Origin of the sequence: Kitasatospora sp. NPDC051853, from assembly GCF_044452665.1 — a bacterium.
Classification (GTDB): Bacteria; Actinomycetota; Actinomycetes; order Streptomycetales; family Streptomycetaceae; genus Kitasatospora.
On the sequence record NZ_JBITBY010000001.1, the window covers coordinates 241,801 to 257,282 of the forward strand.

Sequence of the window (15,482 nt, forward strand, 5' to 3'; positions counted from 1 at the left end):
TGACGTGCCCTCAGTTGCAGGTGAGCCGCCTTCCGACTCGCGCAGTTCCCCGCGCCCCTGGTGTAACCACGTACGTTCCTCGCGCCACTGGGGGGACCATGTACGTTCCTCGCGCCCCCCGGAGGCCTCACCAGGTACGCCGGTCAGGAGACGCCCTTGGCCGCCCAGAAGTCGCTGCGGGCGAGGCGGCTGGTGTCGGTGTGGTCGGTGAAGAAGCCGTCGACGCCCTGGTCCATCAGGAAGCGGGCCCAGGCGATGGAGTCGCCGTAGGCGTTGGGGTCGGTGCCGCGGCGGAAGTCGGCGGGGAGGAAGGAGTTCTCGTTGCGCAGGGTGTACGGGTGCAGCAGCAGGTTGGCCGCGTGGGCGTCGGTGACCAGGGTGGTGACCGGGCGGAGCTTGCCGGTGGCCGGGTCGACCGGGGCGATCAGGTTGGTGGTGGGGCCGATGCCGTGGGCGAAGCCGGAGATCCAGCGCAGGCCGGCCGGGGTGACCAGGTCGGCGACGGTGCGGGGGTCCTTGGCCAGTACGAAGTCGTAGGGCTGGGTGGCGGCGTCGCTGAGCAGCTGGATGCGCGGGTTGTCGACCAGCCCGGCCAGGCGCTGGAGGCTGCTCGGCTCGAAGGACTGCAGGATCGCCCGGCCGTGCCGCCCGGCCAGGCCGGCCCGGCGCAGCTCGGTGGCGAGGCGCTCCTCCAGCGGCAGGCCGATGGAGCGGAAGTAGGAGGGGTGCTTGGTCTCGACGTAGAGCCAGACGTCCCGGCCGGTGGTGCGGGCGCGGCGGGCGGCGAACTCGGCGACCTCGCGGAAGGTGGGCACGGACCAGCGGCCGTCGTAGACGGTGTTGCGCTGGCGCTGGAGCGGCAGGCGCTCCTTGGCGCGCAGGGTGCGCAGCTCGGCGAGGGTGAAGTCCTCGGTGAACCAGCCGGTGACGGCCTTGCCGTCGATGGTCCTGGTGGTCTTGCGGCCCTCGAACTCCTTGCGGTCGGCGACGTCGGTGGTGCCGCCGATCTCGTTCTCGTGACGGACCACCAGGTGGCCGTCCTTGGTGGGCACCAGGTCCTGCTCGATCACGTCGGCGCCGAGGTCCAGGGCGAGTTCGTAGGCGCCGATGGTGTGCTCGGGGCGGTAGCCGCTGGCGCCGCGGTGGGCGACCACCAGGGGGTGGGGGAGCCGGTCCAGGCCGGTGCCGGTGCGCACGGGCGGGCGGGTGCCGGTGGCGCGCTGGGCCTGGGGGCCGTCCTCCGCGCCCCGCGCCCGGCCCTGGGCGTCGCCGTCGGCCGCGGCGGCCGGCACCGCGCCGGCCCCGAGTGCGGCCGCGCCGACCCCGATCGCGCCGCCGGCCCGGAGGAACCAGCGGCGAGAGGTCCCTGAGGTGTGAAGGTCCGTCATGTCGTCTCCCCGGTCGGTGTCGTTACCCGTCCGTACCGTAGGAGGCGGCCCTCCCGTTGTCGGTGCACTCCGGGCGAACCCTGTGGAAACCTCCAGTGACGGCCCGGCGGGCGGTGCGGTGCGGTCGGAGCTTCGGGGGCCCGGGGAAAAGCTCCGTCATCTCCCGGGGAATGGTGTGGAGAGGGTCTGGAAATCGCTTGGAAATCTGATCGTAAATTCCACTAAAAGAACGTCAGATGCCCTGGTGGGGACGGGTGGTGCGTGCCCCGCCGGTCCGCTACGGTGTGCCGAAAAATCTCTCCCGAGGTGTGTGCAGATGAGGCTCACTCCCCATGAGCAGGAACGCCTGCTCATCCACGTCGCGGCCGACGTGGCCCGCTCCCGGCAGGCCCGCGGACTGCTGCTCAACCACCCCGAGGCGGTCGCCCTGATCACCTCGCACGTGCTGGAGGGCGCCCGGGACGGGCGGACCGTCGCCGAGCTCATGGAGTCCGGCCGCGAGGTGCTCCGCCGCGAGGACGTCATGGCGGGGATCGCCGAGATGATCCCCGACGTCCAGGTGGAGGCCACCTTCCCGGACGGCACCAAGCTGGTCACCGTGCACGGGCCGATCCGGTGACGCCCGGGGAGGTGGTGCCCGGAGAGGTGCTCCACGGGGAGGGGGAGATCGGGCTGAACCCCGGTGCGCCGGTGACGAGGCTGACGGTGCTGAACGCGGCCGACCGCCCGGTGCAGGTCGGCTCGCACTACCACTTCGCCGAGGTCAACCCGGGGCTGGAGTTCGACCGCGCGGCCGCGTACGGCCTGCGGCTGAACGTCCCCGCCGGGACGGCCGTCCGCTTCGAACCGGGCATCCCGGTCGCGGTGGAGCTGGTGCCGATCGGCGGGCGGCGCGAGGTGCACGGGCTGCGCGGCGAGGTCGGAGGGGTGCTGGCATGAGCGGGTACGCGCTGAGACTGAGCCGGGAGCGGTACGCCGCGCTGTACGGGCCTACGGTGGGGGACCGGATCCGGCTGGGGGACACCAACCTGCTGGTCGAGGTGGAGGAGGACCGCTGCGCCGGCGGCGACGAGGCGGTCTTCGGCGGCGGCAAGGTGATCCGGGAGTCGATGGGCCAGGGCCGGGCCTCGCGGGCCGAGGGCGCCCCCGACACGGTGATCACCGGTGCGGTGGTGCTGGACCACTGGGGCGTGGTCAAGGCCGACGTGGGCATCCGGGACGGCCGGATCACCGCGCTGGGCAAGGCCGGGAACCCGGAGACCATGAACGGTGTCCACCCGGAGCTGGTGATCGGACCGGAGACGGAGGTGATCTCCGGTAACGGGAAGATCCTCACCGCCGGGGCGATCGACACCCATGTGCACTTCGTCTGCCCGCAGTTGGCGGACGAGGCGCTGGCCGCGGGGATCACCACGCTGGTCGGCGGCGGCACCGGACCGGCGGAGGGGACCAAGGCCACCACCATCACCCCCGGCTCCTGGCACCTGGCCCGGATGTTCGAGGCGATGGACGGCCTGCCGGTCAACGTCGGCTTGCTGGGCAAGGGCAACACCGTCAGCACCGAGGCCATGCGCGCGCAGCTGCGGGGCGGGGCGCTGGGCTTCAAGATCCACGAGGACTGGGGCGCGACGCCGGCGGCGATCGACGCCTGCCTGCGGGTGTGCGAGGAGAGCGGGGCCCAACTCGCCATCCACACCGACACCTTGAACGAGGCCGGATTCGTCGGGGACACCCTGGCGGCGATCGCGGGGCGGGGCATCCACGCGTACCACACCGAGGGCGCGGGCGGCGGACACGCCCCGGACATCATCAGCGTGGTCTCGGAGTTGAACGTGCTGCCCAGTTCGACCAACCCGACCCGGCCGCACACCGGGAACACGGTGGCCGAACACCTCGACATGCTGATGGTCTGTCACCACCTCAGCCCGCACGTGCCGGAGGACCTGGCGTTCGCGGAGTCGCGGATCCGGCCGTCCACCATCGCGGCGGAGGACGCGCTGCACGACCTGGGCGCCATCTCCATCATCAGCTCGGACTCGCAGGCCATGGGACGGATCGGGGAGGTCGTGCTGCGGACCTGGCAGACGGCGCACGTCGGCAAGGCGCGGTGGGGCACGCTGCCGGGGGACGGGGCGGCGGACAACCACCGGGCCCGGCGGTACGTGGCGAAGTACACGATCAACCCGGCGGTGGCACAGGGGCTGGACGGACTGGTCGGGTCGGTGGAGGCCGGGAAACTGGCGGACCTGGTGCTCTGGTCCCCCGCCTTCTTCGGGGTCAAGCCCGAGCTGGTGGTCAAGGGCGGGCAGATCGCGTGGGCACAGATGGGGGACGCCAACGCCTCGATCCCGACGCCGCAGCCGGTGCTGCCGCGGCCGATGTTCGGGGCGATGGGGCGGGCGCCGGGCTCGAACTCGGTGAACTTCACCGCGCCGGCCGCGATCGAGGACGGCATCGCCGAACGGCTCGGCCTGGGGAAGCGGTTCGTCCCGATCGGCAACACCCGGGGCGTCACCAAGGACCACCTGGTCAACAACACTGCCCGCCCGGACGTCCGGGTGGACCCGGACACCTTCACCGTCACCATCGACGGCGAGGTCGTCACCTCCGAGCCGGTCGACGAACTGCCGCTCGCGCAGCGGTACTTCCTGTTCTAGGGAGGGGGAGATGACGGACGCTGCAATGCGGCCTTCGCCTGCGGCGGGCTTGGTGGGGGGACGTGCGGCCGCCTTTCCGGCGGGGCTTTCGCCTGCGGCGGGCTCAGCGGGCTCGCTAGAGGGAGCGGGGGTGGACGAGGTGCTGCCGGGTGGCTCTCGCTCGGCGGGGCTGTCGCCTGCGGTGGGATCGGCGGAAGTTCTGCGGGGCGGGGCCCGGTCGTCTGGGGTGGGGGAGGGTCTGCCGCTCACTGGGCTCCCGTCCGGGGCGGGGTGGTCGTCCGCGGGGGGTGGCGGGTCGTCGGGCGTTGCCGCGTTGTTGTTGCTGGCCGACGGGCGGTTTCCCGCCGGGGGGCATGCGCACTCGGGTGGGGCGGAGGCTGCCGTGCGGGCGGGGCGGGTGCGGGATGCGGAGAGCATGGCGGCGTTCCTGCTCGGGCGGTTGCACACCGTCGGGCTGACCTCGGCCGGGTTGGCCGCTGCGGCGGCGTCGGAGCCGGGGCGGGTGGACGAGTGGGACGAGGCGGCCGAGGTGCGGACGCCTTCGCCCGCGCAGCGGGCGGTGGGCCGGAGGCTCGGGCGGCAGTTGTTGCGGGCCGCGCGGGCGGCGTGGCCGCATCCGGTGCTGGACGGTCTGGGGGAGCGTCATCCCGGCGGGGTGCACCAGCCGGTGGTGCTCGGCGTCGCGGCCCACGCGGCGGGCCTCGGGCCCCGGGACGCGGCGGCGGTGGCCGTGTACGAGAGCGTCAACGGTCCGGCCACCGCGTGCGTCCGGCTGCTCGGCCTGGACCCGTACCAGGTCACCGCCCGTCTGGCCCGGCTCGCGCCGGACCTGGACGCGGTCGCCGCCGCGGCGGTCGCGGCCGTCGGCCGGGGGGAACTCCCGGCCGCTTCATCCCCGTTGCTCGACGTCTACGCCGAGCGGCACAACTCCTGGAAGGTGCGTCTCTTTGCATCGTGACCACGTCGACCCCTACGACGTCTCCGTCCGTCACACCCACTCCGCCGTCCGGGCCGAGCCCCGTGCGCTGCGGATCGGCCTCGGCGGGCCGGTCGGCTCCGGCAAGACCGCGACGGTGGCCGCGCTCTGCCGCGAGCTGCGCGGGGAGCTGTCGCTCGCGGTGGTGACCAACGACATCTACACCACCGAGGACGCCGAGTTCCTGCTGCGCAACGCGGTGCTGCCGCCCGAGCGGATCACCGCGGTGGAGACCGGCTGCTGCCCGCACACCGCGATCCGGGACGACATCTCGGCGAACCTGGAGGCGGTGGAGGAGTTGGAGGCCGCCCTCGGCCCGCTCGACCTGGTCCTGGTGGAGTCCGGCGGGGACAACCTGACGGCCACCTTCAGCCGTGGGCTGGTGGACCACCAGATCTTCGTCATCGACGTCTCCGGCGGCGACAAGATCCCGCGCAAGGGCGGCCCCGGCGTCTCCACCTCCGACCTGCTGGTGGTGAACAAGACCGACCTGGCCCCGCTGGTCGGCGCCGACCTGGAGGTGATGGCCCGGGACGCCAAGGCACAGCGCGGCGAACTGCCCACGCTGTTCACGGCGTTGACCGCGCCGGACGGGATCGCTCCGGTGGCGGCCTGGGTCCGGGCGCGGTTGGCCGACTGGCAGCGGCGGTGACCGTGGTGGCTGCCCCGGCCGTGGCGGCGGTCACCCGGATCACCGCCGAGCCGGACGGCCGCGGCGGCACCGCGCTCCCCGTGCTGGCCGGGGCCGGCCCGATCGCGGTGCGCCGCACCCTGGGGGCGGCGCCCGGTGCGCACGTGGTGCTGGTCGGGGCGATGGCCGCGCCGCTGGGCGGGGACCGGCTGGCGGTGCGGGCCACCGTCCGGCCGGGCGCCGCGCTGCACGTCACCAGTGCCGCCGCGACCGTGAGCCTGCCGGGGCGGGAGGGCGGGCAGGCGTACTACGCCGTGGAGTTGACGGTGGGGGAGGACGCGCTGCTGGACTGGCGGCCGGAGCCGGTGGTGGCCGCGAGCGGCAGCCACCTGGTGCTGACCACGGTGGTCGAGCTGGCCGCCGGGGCGCGGCTGCGGTACCGGGAGGAGCAGGTGCTGGGCCGGGCGCACGACTGGAACCGGGGCGCCCCGCCCGGCCGTCTCACCTCCCGCCTGACCGTGCGTCAGGCGGGCCGGACCGTGCTGGACCAGCAGACCGACCTGGGGCCCGGCGCCCCGGGGTGGGACGGTCCGGCCTGCCTGGGCGGGCACCGGGCCGTCGGTCAGCTGCTGGTCGTCGGCCTGCCCGTCCCGGCCGTGCCGGAGGGGGTGGACGCGGCCCTGATGGCCCTGCCGGGGGCGGCGTCCTCGCTGGTCACGGCGGTGGCACCGGATGCCCTGGCACTGCGGGGGCTCCTGGGGGGTTGAGGCCGGGAGGGCTTCTGGCAGACTGTGCGCGAATTGACGGTCGGTCAGTAGTCGGTACCGGCCATGACAAGGGGGCAGCGGCATGTGGGGTCGGGGGACCGTGCTCGGCGAGCGGTACAAGCTCACCGAACGCGTCGGCGGCGGCGGTATGGGCGACGTCTGGCGAGCCGAGGACGACGTGCTGGAGCGCGAGGTCGCGGTCAAGATCATGCATCCCGGCCTGCTGGAGGACCGCAACTTCACCGAGCGGTTCCGCCGCGAGGCCCGCATCCTCGCCACCCTCAAGCACCCCGGCATCGTGCACGTCCACGACTACGGGGAGCCGGGTGAGGGCGAGGGCGAGCGGATCGCCTACATCGTCATGGAGTTCATCGACGGCAAGCCGCTCAACGACGTGCTCGCCGCCGACGGCCCGATGGTGCCCGCCAAGGCGCTCGGCCTGATGGCCGACGCCCTGGACGCGCTGCACGCCGCCCACCGGCGGGAGATCGTGCACCGCGACATCAAGCCCTCCAACCTGATGCTGCGCAGCGACGGCGGCGTCACGGTGACCGACTTCGGCATCGCCCACGCGATGGCCGGCACGAAGATCACCACCACCAACTCGGTGCTCGGCACCGCCCTCTACATCGCCCCCGAGCAGGCCGACGGCGGCTCCTCCTCGCCCGCCTCCGACCTCTACTCGCTCGGCGTGGTGGCCTTCGAACTCCTCACCGGGCAGCTGCCGTTCACCGGCGAGACGGTGCTGGAGATCGTGCTCAAGCACATCCAGCAGCCCGCCCCGCAGCTCGGCGAGTCCTTCCCGGAGCCGGTGCGGGAGTTCGTCGCCAGGGCGCTGCGCAAGGACCCGGCCGAGCGCTACGCCGACGCCGCCGCGATGGCCGCCGCCGCCCGCGCGGCGGCCGGGCGGCCGGAGGCCTCCGAGCCGGTCCGCGAGCCCACCGTGATCGCCACCTCCTTCACGCCGGTGCGGCGCGACCCGGCGCAGGCCGAGACCCCGGTGACGGTCTCCCACCAGGATCGGCAGCCGCAGCGGCGGCGCACCCGGGTGCTGGTGCCGATCGTCGTTCCCGTGCTGATAGCCGGCGGGGCCGGGGGCGCGTACCTGATCGACAAGGCGCCCTGGCACGCGGAGGCCTCCGGCAAGGGGCCCTCGGGCGCGGCGAGCGGTCCGCAGGTGCCGGGCCCGGGCACGGGCAGTGCGAGTGACAGCGGTTCGCCCTCCGCTTCGGCATCGGAGTCCGCCTCGGCCACGCCCTCGGCTCCGGTCCCGGGCGATCCGAACGCGCAGGCCACGCCGAACGGGCAGCCGACGAACGGTCAGCAGCCGTCCCAGGGCGGCGCGGTGGGCGGCGGTGCGGCGTCCGGCGGCGGTGCGGTCGCGGGCGGCACCACCAAGGGCGGTGCGGCCGGCGGCGGCTCGGGCAGCGGGGGAGCGGCGAGCGGCGGCGCGGTCTCCGGGGGTTCGGGCAGCGGGGGTTCGGGCAGCGGTGGTGCGGCGTCCGGCGGCACCAACACCGGCGGTGGTACGACCTCGCAGCCGCCCACCCAGCCGACCGCCCCGGCACCGACCCCCACCCAGCCGTCCACCAACCCGCCCGCGGGCTGCGGCGGCAACGGCTGGGGCGCCATCACCAACGGTGCCAGCGGCCGCAGGCTCGGGCTCTCCACCGGGACCCCCGAGGGCGGCGCGGCCGTGGTCTCCGGCGGCACCACCTCGTACGGCTGGGTCCGCTCGGGCGCGGACTCCGGCGGCTGGTACGAGATCCACCCGTGCAGCCTGGACAAGCCGTCGATGGTGCAGGACTTCAACCCGGGCGGCACGTACACGGTCTCGCTCAGCACCGGGTTCAGCTTCACCTACCGCTGGTCGATCGTGTCGGCGGGCTCGGGCAGGTACACCCTGCGCGACCACGGGAGCCAGACCTGCCTGACCGACAACGGCGCCGGGGTGCAGGCCACCATGCTGACCTGCACCCCCGGCAACAAGTCGCAGGAGTGGTCCCTGCCCTGGTAGCCGGGCGCGTTGACCGGGGCCGGTGCCACCGGCCGGGTTAGCGTGAGGGGATGACCGACCGTCAGCCGCCCACGCCGCCCGGCCGCCTGCGGCACCGGCCGCTCTCCCCGCTCCGCGAGCACCTGCGGGAGTCCTTCTGGGTGGCGCCGCTGGTGACCTGTGTCGGGGCGGTGCTGCTCGCGCTGGCCACCAACTGGGTCGACGCCGAGGTGGTGCACGAGGAGATCAGCCGGACCGGCAGCGCGGAGGGGCTGCTGAGCTTCGCCAGCGGGGCCAAGGCGGTGGTCTCCACGGTCAGTTCGGCGATGCTGACCTTCATCGGCGTGGTCTTCTCGATCTCGCTGGTGGCGCTCCAGATGGCGGCCAGTCAGATGAGCCCCCGGGTGCTGCGGCTGTACGTCCGCTCCCGGATCACCAAGGCGACCTTCTCCACCTGCCTGGCCACCTTCCTGTTCACCCTGCTGGTGCAGCTCGGCTACGACGACACCACCGACCCGACCAAGGTCACCACGGTGCCGGTGGTCTCCACCCTGGTGGCGATCCTGCTGGTGCTGCTGAGCCTGGGGCTGTTCGTGCTCTACGTGCAGTCCACCATGCGGCTGCTGCGGGTGCCGCACGTGATCGACCGGGTGACCCGGGAATCCGTCGCGGTGCTCGGTACCTACCGCTGGATGGCCCCCGAGGCCGGGCCCCGGCTGGAGCTGCCCGAGAACGCCGTCACGCTGCTGCACCAGGGCGACTCGGGGGTGCTGCGCGACGTCAGCCTCGGGCGGCTGGTGCGGATCGCCCGGCGGCACGGCGCGGTGCTCCACCTGGTGCCCCGGATCGGGGACTTCATCGCCCCCGGGACGCCGACGGTGGTGGTCTCCGGCGGCACCCCGCCCCGGCCGCGCCGGATCGCCGGGGCGCTGAACATCGGGGTGGACCGCACCATGCACCAGGACCTCAGCTTCGGCTTCCGGCAGCTGGTGGACATCGCGATCCGGGCGCTCTCCCCGGCGGTCAACGACCCGACCACGGCGGTGCAGGCGGTGGACCGCCTGCACCAGCTGCTGGCCCTGCTGGCCGGGTACCCGTTCGGCGAGCTGCGCTACCGGGACAGGGAGGGTGCCGTCCGGCTGGTGCAGCCGATCCCGGACTGGCAGTGCACGGTGGACCTGGCCTTCACCGAGATCCGGATCTGCGGGGCCGGCCAGCCCCAGGTGACCCGTCGGCTGACCGCCGCCCTGGACGACCTGCTGCGGATCACCCCGGACGACCGCCGCCCGCCCCTGCTGGTCCAACGGGACCTGCTGGAGCGGGCGGTGGCCCGGCACGTGGCCGACGCGGAGGACCGCGGGTTCGCCCTCACCCCCGACCGCCAGGGCATCGGCTGAGCCGGGGGCGGGGCTGACGGGGGGTCAGGACAGCACGACCACCTGGTGCATGCCGAGGAAGGTGTGCGGCAGGCCGTTCTCGTGGTCCGGCACGAAGCAGAGCAGCACGTAGGTGCCGGGCGGCAGGCCCTCGGCGTGGTAGAGCGCGCTGCGGCCGGGGGAGATCGCGCCCAGGCCGATGATCGGCTGCTGGGGGCCGGGCGCCGGCGGGTTGCCGGCCAGGATGGCGTCGTAGACCGCCTGGAGCTGCTCGTCGGTGGTGCCGTCCGGCACCCGCTGCAGCGCCATCTCGTGGATCTCGTCGGAGGCGTTGCGGACCAGGTAGTGGCCGTCGGCGCGGGTCACGCCCTCGGTCAGGAAGCGCGGGCCGCCCGGGGTCTCGTGGGTGATGACGATGCCGTCCGGGTAGTGCGCCAGGGTGGCCGACGGTCCGTCACAGAGCTCCAGGGAGCGCAGCACCGGGTGCTGCGGGTCGCTCAGGAAGGAGGTGAAGTCCAGCAGGTGGACGGTGCCCGGGCCGATCTCGGTGGTGGCGGTGCCGGGCACGGCCGGGGTGGCGTGGACGCCGCCGAGCGCCTCGCCGCGCTCCTGGGCGAGGGTGATGCCGTGGGCGGCGGCCGCCGGGTCCGCGGAGACGGCCTGGGCGAGGCCCTCCAGCAGCTGGTCCACGGTGGAGCCGTCCTTCGGGCGGAGCACCTGGAGGGAGCGGCCGGCCGGGTCGGTGGTGGTCAGGCGGAAGGCGACCAGGCCGCCCGGGGCGCTGTCCGGCGCCTGGATGCCGTCGGGGCCGATGGTGACCTCGATCGGGACCGGGGCGGTGTCGGCGGTGCGGTGCGGGCCGGGGCCGGCCGCCGTCGACGGGGCGGCGGCGGTCAGGGTGGTGGTGAGGGCGAGGGCGGCGACGGCCGTGGCTCTGAGTCCTCGCCGGAGCAGTGCGGTGCGCATGGATCTCCTTCTGGTTCGGGTCGGGACGGACCCCTCCGGCAGGTCACCACCCGCGGTGCGCGGGCGCGCTCCGACGCGCGGACGGACTGGCCCGGCCGGACCAGTCCGTCCACCCGTCGGTCGGCGCGTCACCGGTGCTGCGGCTGCTCGGGCCTGGCGCGTCGGGGGAGCAGGAAGGCCAGGGCGAAGGCGGCCAGCAGGGCCAGTGCGCTCAGGCCGAGGGTGCGGCCCGCGCCGGGGGCGGAGCCGTCGGCGGCGGCCCAGGAGAAGAAGGCGGTGCCGAGGACCGCGACGCCGATCGAGCCGCCGAGCTGCTGGACCGCGTTCAGCACGCCCGAGGCGGAGCCGACTTCGTGCTCCTCGACCCCGGCCAGCGCGATGTCGAAGAACGGCGCCATGATCGCGCCGAGGCCGGCACCGGCGAAGGCCAGCGCGGGCGCCAGCTGCCAGCTGGTCGGCTCGGAGCCGCCCGACCCGACGACCAGCCAGAGCGCGAGCGCGCCGAGGGCCGCGGTCAGCAGGCCGCCGTGCAGCACCCGGCGTCCGTACCGCGGGGCCAGCAGGGCACCGGACAGGACCGCCCCGGCGACCAGGCCGGCCGAGAGCGGAATCATCGTCAGACCGGCGTGCAGGGAGGTCCAGCCGAGGCCGAGCTGGAGGTGCAGGGTGAGCACCAGCATCAGCCCGGCGACGGCCCCGAAGAAGACCGTGCCGGTGGCCAGCGCGCCGGTGAAGGCACGGCGGCGGAAGAGCGAGGGCTCGACCAGCGGGGAGCCGCCGCGCCGCTCGACGGAGCGCTGGGCGCGGGCGAAGAGCAGCAGGACGGGGACGGCGGCGGCCATGCTCAGGTACGTCCAGAGCGGCCAGCCGGCCTCGCGGCCCTGCACCAGCGGGTAGACCAGCAGCACCGAGGCCAGGCCGACCAGGGCGGCGCCGGTCAGGTCGAGGCGGACGGTCTGCTCGGCCTTGGTGAGCCGGTTGGCGGGCAGGATGCGCAGCCCGGCGAGCACGGCGGCCACCCCGAGCGGCAGGTTGACCAGGAAGACCAGCCGCCAGCCGGTGCCGAACAGGTCGGCGTCCACCAGCAGGCCGCCGAGGGTCGGGCCGAGCACGGAGGAGAGGCCGAGCACGGGGGCGAAGAGCCCGAGGGCCGCGCCCTGCTCCTTCGGCGGGAACATCGCCCGGATCAGCCCGAGCCCCTGCGGGATCAGCAGGGCGGCGAAGCCGCCCTGGACGGCCCGGGCGGCGATCAGCGGGCCGGGCCCGGTGGCGGCGGCGCAGGCGGCGGAGGCCAGGGTGAAGCCGGCCGCGCCGAGGACGAAGAGGCGGGTGCGGCCGAAGATGTCGCCGAGCCGGGCGCCGGTGACCAGCAGGGTCGCGAAGGCCAGCGTGTAGGCGGCGGCGATCCACTGGACCTGGGACTCGCTCCCGCCGAGCTCGCGCAGGATCGCCGGGGAGGCGACCCCGGTGATGGTGGCGTCCAGCAGGTCCATGGCCTCGACCAGCAGGACCAGGGCGAGCCCGGCCCAGCGGTAGGGGTGGGGCGCGGGGGTCGTGGAACGGTGTTCGTCTTGTCGAACGGTGTCTGTCGTCACGAACACTGTTCTAGATATGGAACGGCGTTCGTGTCAAGTAAGGTGAGGGGCGTCCAGCAGTGAACCCGGAGGTTGCGCGCATGACCCGTCTGCCCGAGTCCTGGTCCGGCCCGGAGCGGGCCGCGTCCAAGCGGCGCCCGCTCAGCCGGGACCGGATCGTCGAGGCCGCGCTGGCCATCGTCGAGACCGAGGGCCTGGACGCGCTCTCCATGCGCCGGGTCGCCCAGGAGCTGGAGACCGGGGCGGCCAGCCTGTACGCGCACGTCAGCAACAAGGACGAGCTGCTGGAGCAGCTGCTCGACCGGGTCTACGGCGAGATCGCGGTCGAGCGGCCGGACCCGGAGCGCTGGCAGGAGCAGCTGAAGGACCACCTGCGCCGGGCCCGTACGGTGCTCACCGCCCACGGCGACCTGGCCCGGGCGGCGATGGCGGCCACCGTGCCGGTCAGCCCCCACGCGCTGGACAACGCCGAGGCGGTGCTCGGCCTGCTCAAGGCCGGCGGCCTGGACGACCGCACCGCCTCCTACGGGGTGGACGTGCTCTCGATGTACGTCACCGCCACGGCGGTCGAGGAGTCCACCCGGGGCGACCTGGACGCCGGGCAGGTGCAGGAGTACTCGGACCGGGTCCGCTCCTACTTCGCGTCCATCCCGGCCGGGCGCTACCCGCTGGTGACGGCGCTGGCGGGCGAGCTGACCCGCAACGTCGGCGACGAGCGCTTCGAGTTCGGGCTGGACATCCTGGTGGCCGGGCTGGCCCGCCGGGCCGGAACGGCGGGAGCCCCCGGCACGGAGGTTCCGTGACGGGGGCCCGGTGACGGGGGCGCGGCGGCGGACGGGGTGTCAGGTCCCGTCGGGGGGACGGGAGCTGACGCGCAGTCGGCCGGCGCCCAGTGCGACCGCGGCGCCGGTGCCGAGCACGGCGGTGCCCATCAGCAGGAAGTAGAGCGGCAGCGGCAGCACGGTGGTGAGGCGGAACAGCTGGCCGCCGGCGACCACGCCGACGGCGGCGAACAGGCCGTTGAGGGCGAGGAAGCGGCCGGTGCTGCCGGGCGGGGCGACGGTGGCGGCGAGGGCCAACGCGGCCGGGGCGAGCGAGAGTTCGCCGAGCGAGTGGAGCAGGTAGACCAGCAGCAGCCAGTGCGGCCCGACCGGGGCGCGCAGCGCGGACAGCGCGGCGCCCGCCATCAGGACGAAGCCGAGGCCGGCGGCCAGCAGGGCGGCGGCGAACTTCACCGGGGCGTCGGCCCGGGGCCCGAACCGGCGCCACCCGCGGGCCACCAGCGGGGCGGCCAGCAGGACGAAGAGCGGGTGCGCCGACTGGAACCAGCCGGCCGGGACCTCGAAGCCGAGCACCTGGCGGTCGGTGTGCCGCTCGGCGAACAGGTTGAGCACCGAGCCGCCCTGGGCGAACAGCATCCAGAACGCGGAGGACGCCGTCATCAGCGCGGTGAACCCGCCGAGCCGGACGGGGGCCGGGCCGCGGCGCAGCGTGCGCAGGTACCAGAACGGCAGCAGCACGGTGCCCAGGCCGAGCACCGCGAGCGCGCCGGGCACCGCCCCGGCCGCGGCGGCCGCCGCCGCTAGCCCGCCGGCCAGGCCGGCCACCGGCACCGTGCGGCGCAGCACCCGGAGCGCCTCGGGGCGGGTCAGCGGACGCGCCGGGCGCCGCCCGTGCTCGCCGAACCGCCGTAGCCCCAGGGCGAATTGGGCCAGCCCCGCCAGCATGCCCGCGGCGGCCACGGCGAAGCCCAGGTGCCAGGCGACCTGCTCCGCGAGCAGCCCGGTGACCGCGGGCGCGATGAGCGCGCTGACCTGGATGCACAGGTAGAACCGGGCGAAGGCGGCCTCCCGGCGGGCCGGGTCGGGCCCGCTGACCGAGGCGACCAGCGCGGCGATCGCCGGTTTGACCAGACCGGTGCCCGCCACCACCAGCAGCAGCCCGCCGTACGGCGAGGCGGTCCAGGGGGTGGCGAGCACGGCGTGCCCGGCGGCGATCAGCGCGCCGCCGAGCAGCACCGCGCGGCGGGCGCCGAGCACCCGGTCGGCCAGCCAGCCGCCCGGCAGGCCGGCCAGGAAGCCGAGCGCCATGTACGCCGCGAACACCGCGGTGGCGTTCTGGGCGGACAGGCCGGCCCCGCCGCGGTCCTGGTCCGCCGTCAGGTAGAGCACCAGGATCGCGGCCATGCCGAAGAAGCTGAACCGCTCCCAGAGGTCGACCGCGAGCAGGGTGCCGAGCCCGCGCGGCCGGTCACCGGGGCGGCTGCCCCGGCCGGCCGGCCGCGCGGGCCCGGTCACCGGGGTGAGCGAGGTGTCCACCCCGGTCACCCGGCGGCCTTGACCGCCACCCCCGCCAGCATCGGGAGGTCCGCGTCCGGCTGCTCGCCGGGCTCGGGCCGCCAGAGCGGGGCCCGGACCACGCCGGGCGCGAGCAGCTCGTGCCCGGCGAACAGGGCGGTCAGCTCCTCGGTGCTGCGCCAGATCACCTGGCTGACGGCGCTGCGGTAGTTCTCGGCGGCCTGCGGGGCGGCCTGCGGCACCCGGTCCGCGCCGGCGTGCGAGAGCACCAGGTAACTGCCGGGCGCCAGGCGGTCGGTGTACTGCCGGATCAGCTTCAGCGGGTCGTCCCCGTCGGGGACGAAGTGCAGGACGGCGGCGAGCAGCAGCGCGACCGGCCGGTCGAAGTCGATCAGCGCCTCGGTCTCCGGCGCCGACAGGATCTGCTCGGGCCGGTACAGGTCGCCCTGGAAGACGGCGGCCCGGGGTTCGTCGGCCAGGATGGCCCGGCCGTGCGCGACCGCGACCGGGTCGATGTCCACGTAGACCACGGTGCTGGCCGGGTGGGCGGCCAGTGCGACGTCGTGGACGTTGCCCTCGGCCGGGATGCCGGAGCCGATGTCCAGGAACTGCCGGACGCCGAGCCGCGACAGCTCGCGGACCGAGCGGCGCAGGAAGGCGCGGTTGGCCCGCAGGGTGCGGACCAGTTCGGGGTTGCCGGCCGAGACCCGCTCGGCGAGCTCGCGGTCGACCGGGAAGTTGTGGGTGCCTCCGATCCAGTAGTCGTAGACCCGGGCGATGCTCGGGGTGTCGATGTCCACCTCGGCCGGTGCCCAGCTGGGACGTGCCATGGG

Annotated in this window: 14 protein-coding genes; 9 read left to right on the top strand and 5 right to left on the bottom strand. The window is 74.6% G+C overall.

Features of this window, described 5'->3' with window-relative positions:
- Nucleotides 1–143: 143 nt before the first annotated feature.
- Nucleotides 144–1,388: a glycerophosphodiester phosphodiesterase gene (locus ACIA8O_RS01135; RefSeq protein WP_396291384.1), complete on the bottom strand. Its 1,245-nt coding sequence runs from the start codon at nt 1,386–1,388 to the stop codon at nt 144–146.
- 316 nt (nt 1,389–1,704) lie between these two features.
- Between ACIA8O_RS01135 and ACIA8O_RS01140 the strand changes: the two genes are divergently transcribed.
- From ACIA8O_RS01140 to ACIA8O_RS01175, 8 genes are all read left to right on the top strand, one after another.
- Nucleotides 1,705–2,007 (top strand): urease subunit gamma, encoded by a 303-nt coding sequence (locus ACIA8O_RS01140; RefSeq protein WP_396291385.1) that lies wholly within the window; start codon nt 1,705–1,707, stop codon nt 2,005–2,007.
- Nucleotides 2,008–2,018: 11 nt separating this feature from the next.
- Nucleotides 2,019–2,327, top strand: coding sequence for an urease subunit beta (locus ACIA8O_RS01145; protein WP_396291386.1), 309 nt, complete (start codon nt 2,019–2,021; stop codon nt 2,325–2,327).
- Nucleotides 2,324–4,045 carry an urease subunit alpha gene (locus ACIA8O_RS01150; protein ID WP_396291387.1) on the top strand — a complete coding sequence of 574 codons (1,722 nt, stop codon included), beginning with the start codon at nt 2,324–2,326 and terminating at the stop codon, nt 4,043–4,045. Before ACIA8O_RS01145 ends, ACIA8O_RS01150 begins: the two co-directional genes overlap by 4 nt.
- Before the next feature lie 313 nt (nt 4,046–4,358).
- Nucleotides 4,359–5,003 carry an urease accessory protein UreF gene (locus tag ACIA8O_RS01155; RefSeq protein ID WP_396291388.1) on the top strand — a complete coding sequence of 215 codons (645 nt, stop codon included), beginning with the start codon at nt 4,359–4,361 and terminating at the stop codon, nt 5,001–5,003.
- Entirely contained in the window at nt 4,993–5,673 is a 681-nt protein-coding gene (ureG, locus tag ACIA8O_RS01160) for an urease accessory protein UreG (protein WP_396291389.1), read from the top strand. The genes ACIA8O_RS01155 and ureG overlap by 11 nt, the downstream gene beginning before the upstream one ends.
- Nucleotides 5,670–6,419: an urease accessory protein UreD gene (locus tag ACIA8O_RS01165; protein ID WP_396291390.1), complete on the top strand. Its 750-nt coding sequence runs from the start codon at nt 5,670–5,672 to the stop codon at nt 6,417–6,419. Before ureG ends, ACIA8O_RS01165 begins: the two co-directional genes overlap by 4 nt.
- A gap of 82 nt (nt 6,420–6,501) precedes the next feature.
- Nucleotides 6,502–8,436 (top strand): serine/threonine protein kinase, encoded by a 1,935-nt coding sequence (locus tag ACIA8O_RS01170; RefSeq protein WP_396291392.1) that lies wholly within the window; start codon nt 6,502–6,504, stop codon nt 8,434–8,436.
- Between the two features lie 50 nt (nt 8,437–8,486).
- On the top strand, nt 8,487–9,812 hold the full coding sequence (locus tag ACIA8O_RS01175) for a DUF2254 domain-containing protein (protein ID WP_396291393.1): 1,326 nt from the start codon (nt 8,487–8,489) through the stop codon (nt 9,810–9,812).
- A 24-nt stretch (nt 9,813–9,836) separates the two neighbouring features.
- Here the strand turns inward: ACIA8O_RS01175 and ACIA8O_RS01180 are convergent, their stop codons facing one another.
- Nucleotides 9,837–10,757 (bottom strand): hypothetical protein, encoded by a 921-nt coding sequence (locus ACIA8O_RS01180; protein ID WP_396291394.1) that lies wholly within the window; start codon nt 10,755–10,757, stop codon nt 9,837–9,839.
- A 128-nt stretch (nt 10,758–10,885) separates the two neighbouring features.
- The gene (locus ACIA8O_RS01185) at nt 10,886–12,352 is read right to left on the bottom strand and encodes an MFS transporter (RefSeq protein WP_396291395.1); all 1,467 of its coding nucleotides are present in this window, start codon (nt 12,350–12,352) and stop codon (nt 10,886–10,888) included.
- 80 nt (nt 12,353–12,432) lie between these two features.
- Between ACIA8O_RS01185 and ACIA8O_RS01190 the strand changes: the two genes are divergently transcribed.
- Nucleotides 12,433–13,155, top strand: a complete 723-nt coding sequence (locus tag ACIA8O_RS01190; RefSeq protein WP_396291396.1) for a TetR/AcrR family transcriptional regulator — start codon at nt 12,433–12,435, stop codon at nt 13,153–13,155.
- 39 nt (nt 13,156–13,194) lie between these two features.
- Here the strand turns inward: ACIA8O_RS01190 and ACIA8O_RS01195 are convergent, their stop codons facing one another.
- Both ACIA8O_RS01195 and ACIA8O_RS01200 read right to left on the bottom strand, forming a co-directional pair.
- Nucleotides 13,195–14,679, bottom strand: a complete 1,485-nt coding sequence (locus ACIA8O_RS01195; RefSeq protein ID WP_396291397.1) for a peptide MFS transporter — start codon at nt 14,677–14,679, stop codon at nt 13,195–13,197.
- Entirely contained in the window at nt 14,676–15,479 is an 804-nt protein-coding gene (locus ACIA8O_RS01200) for an SAM-dependent methyltransferase (RefSeq protein ID WP_396291398.1), read from the bottom strand. Before ACIA8O_RS01200 ends, ACIA8O_RS01195 begins: the two co-directional genes overlap by 4 nt.
- Nucleotides 15,480–15,482: the final 3 nt, after the last annotated feature.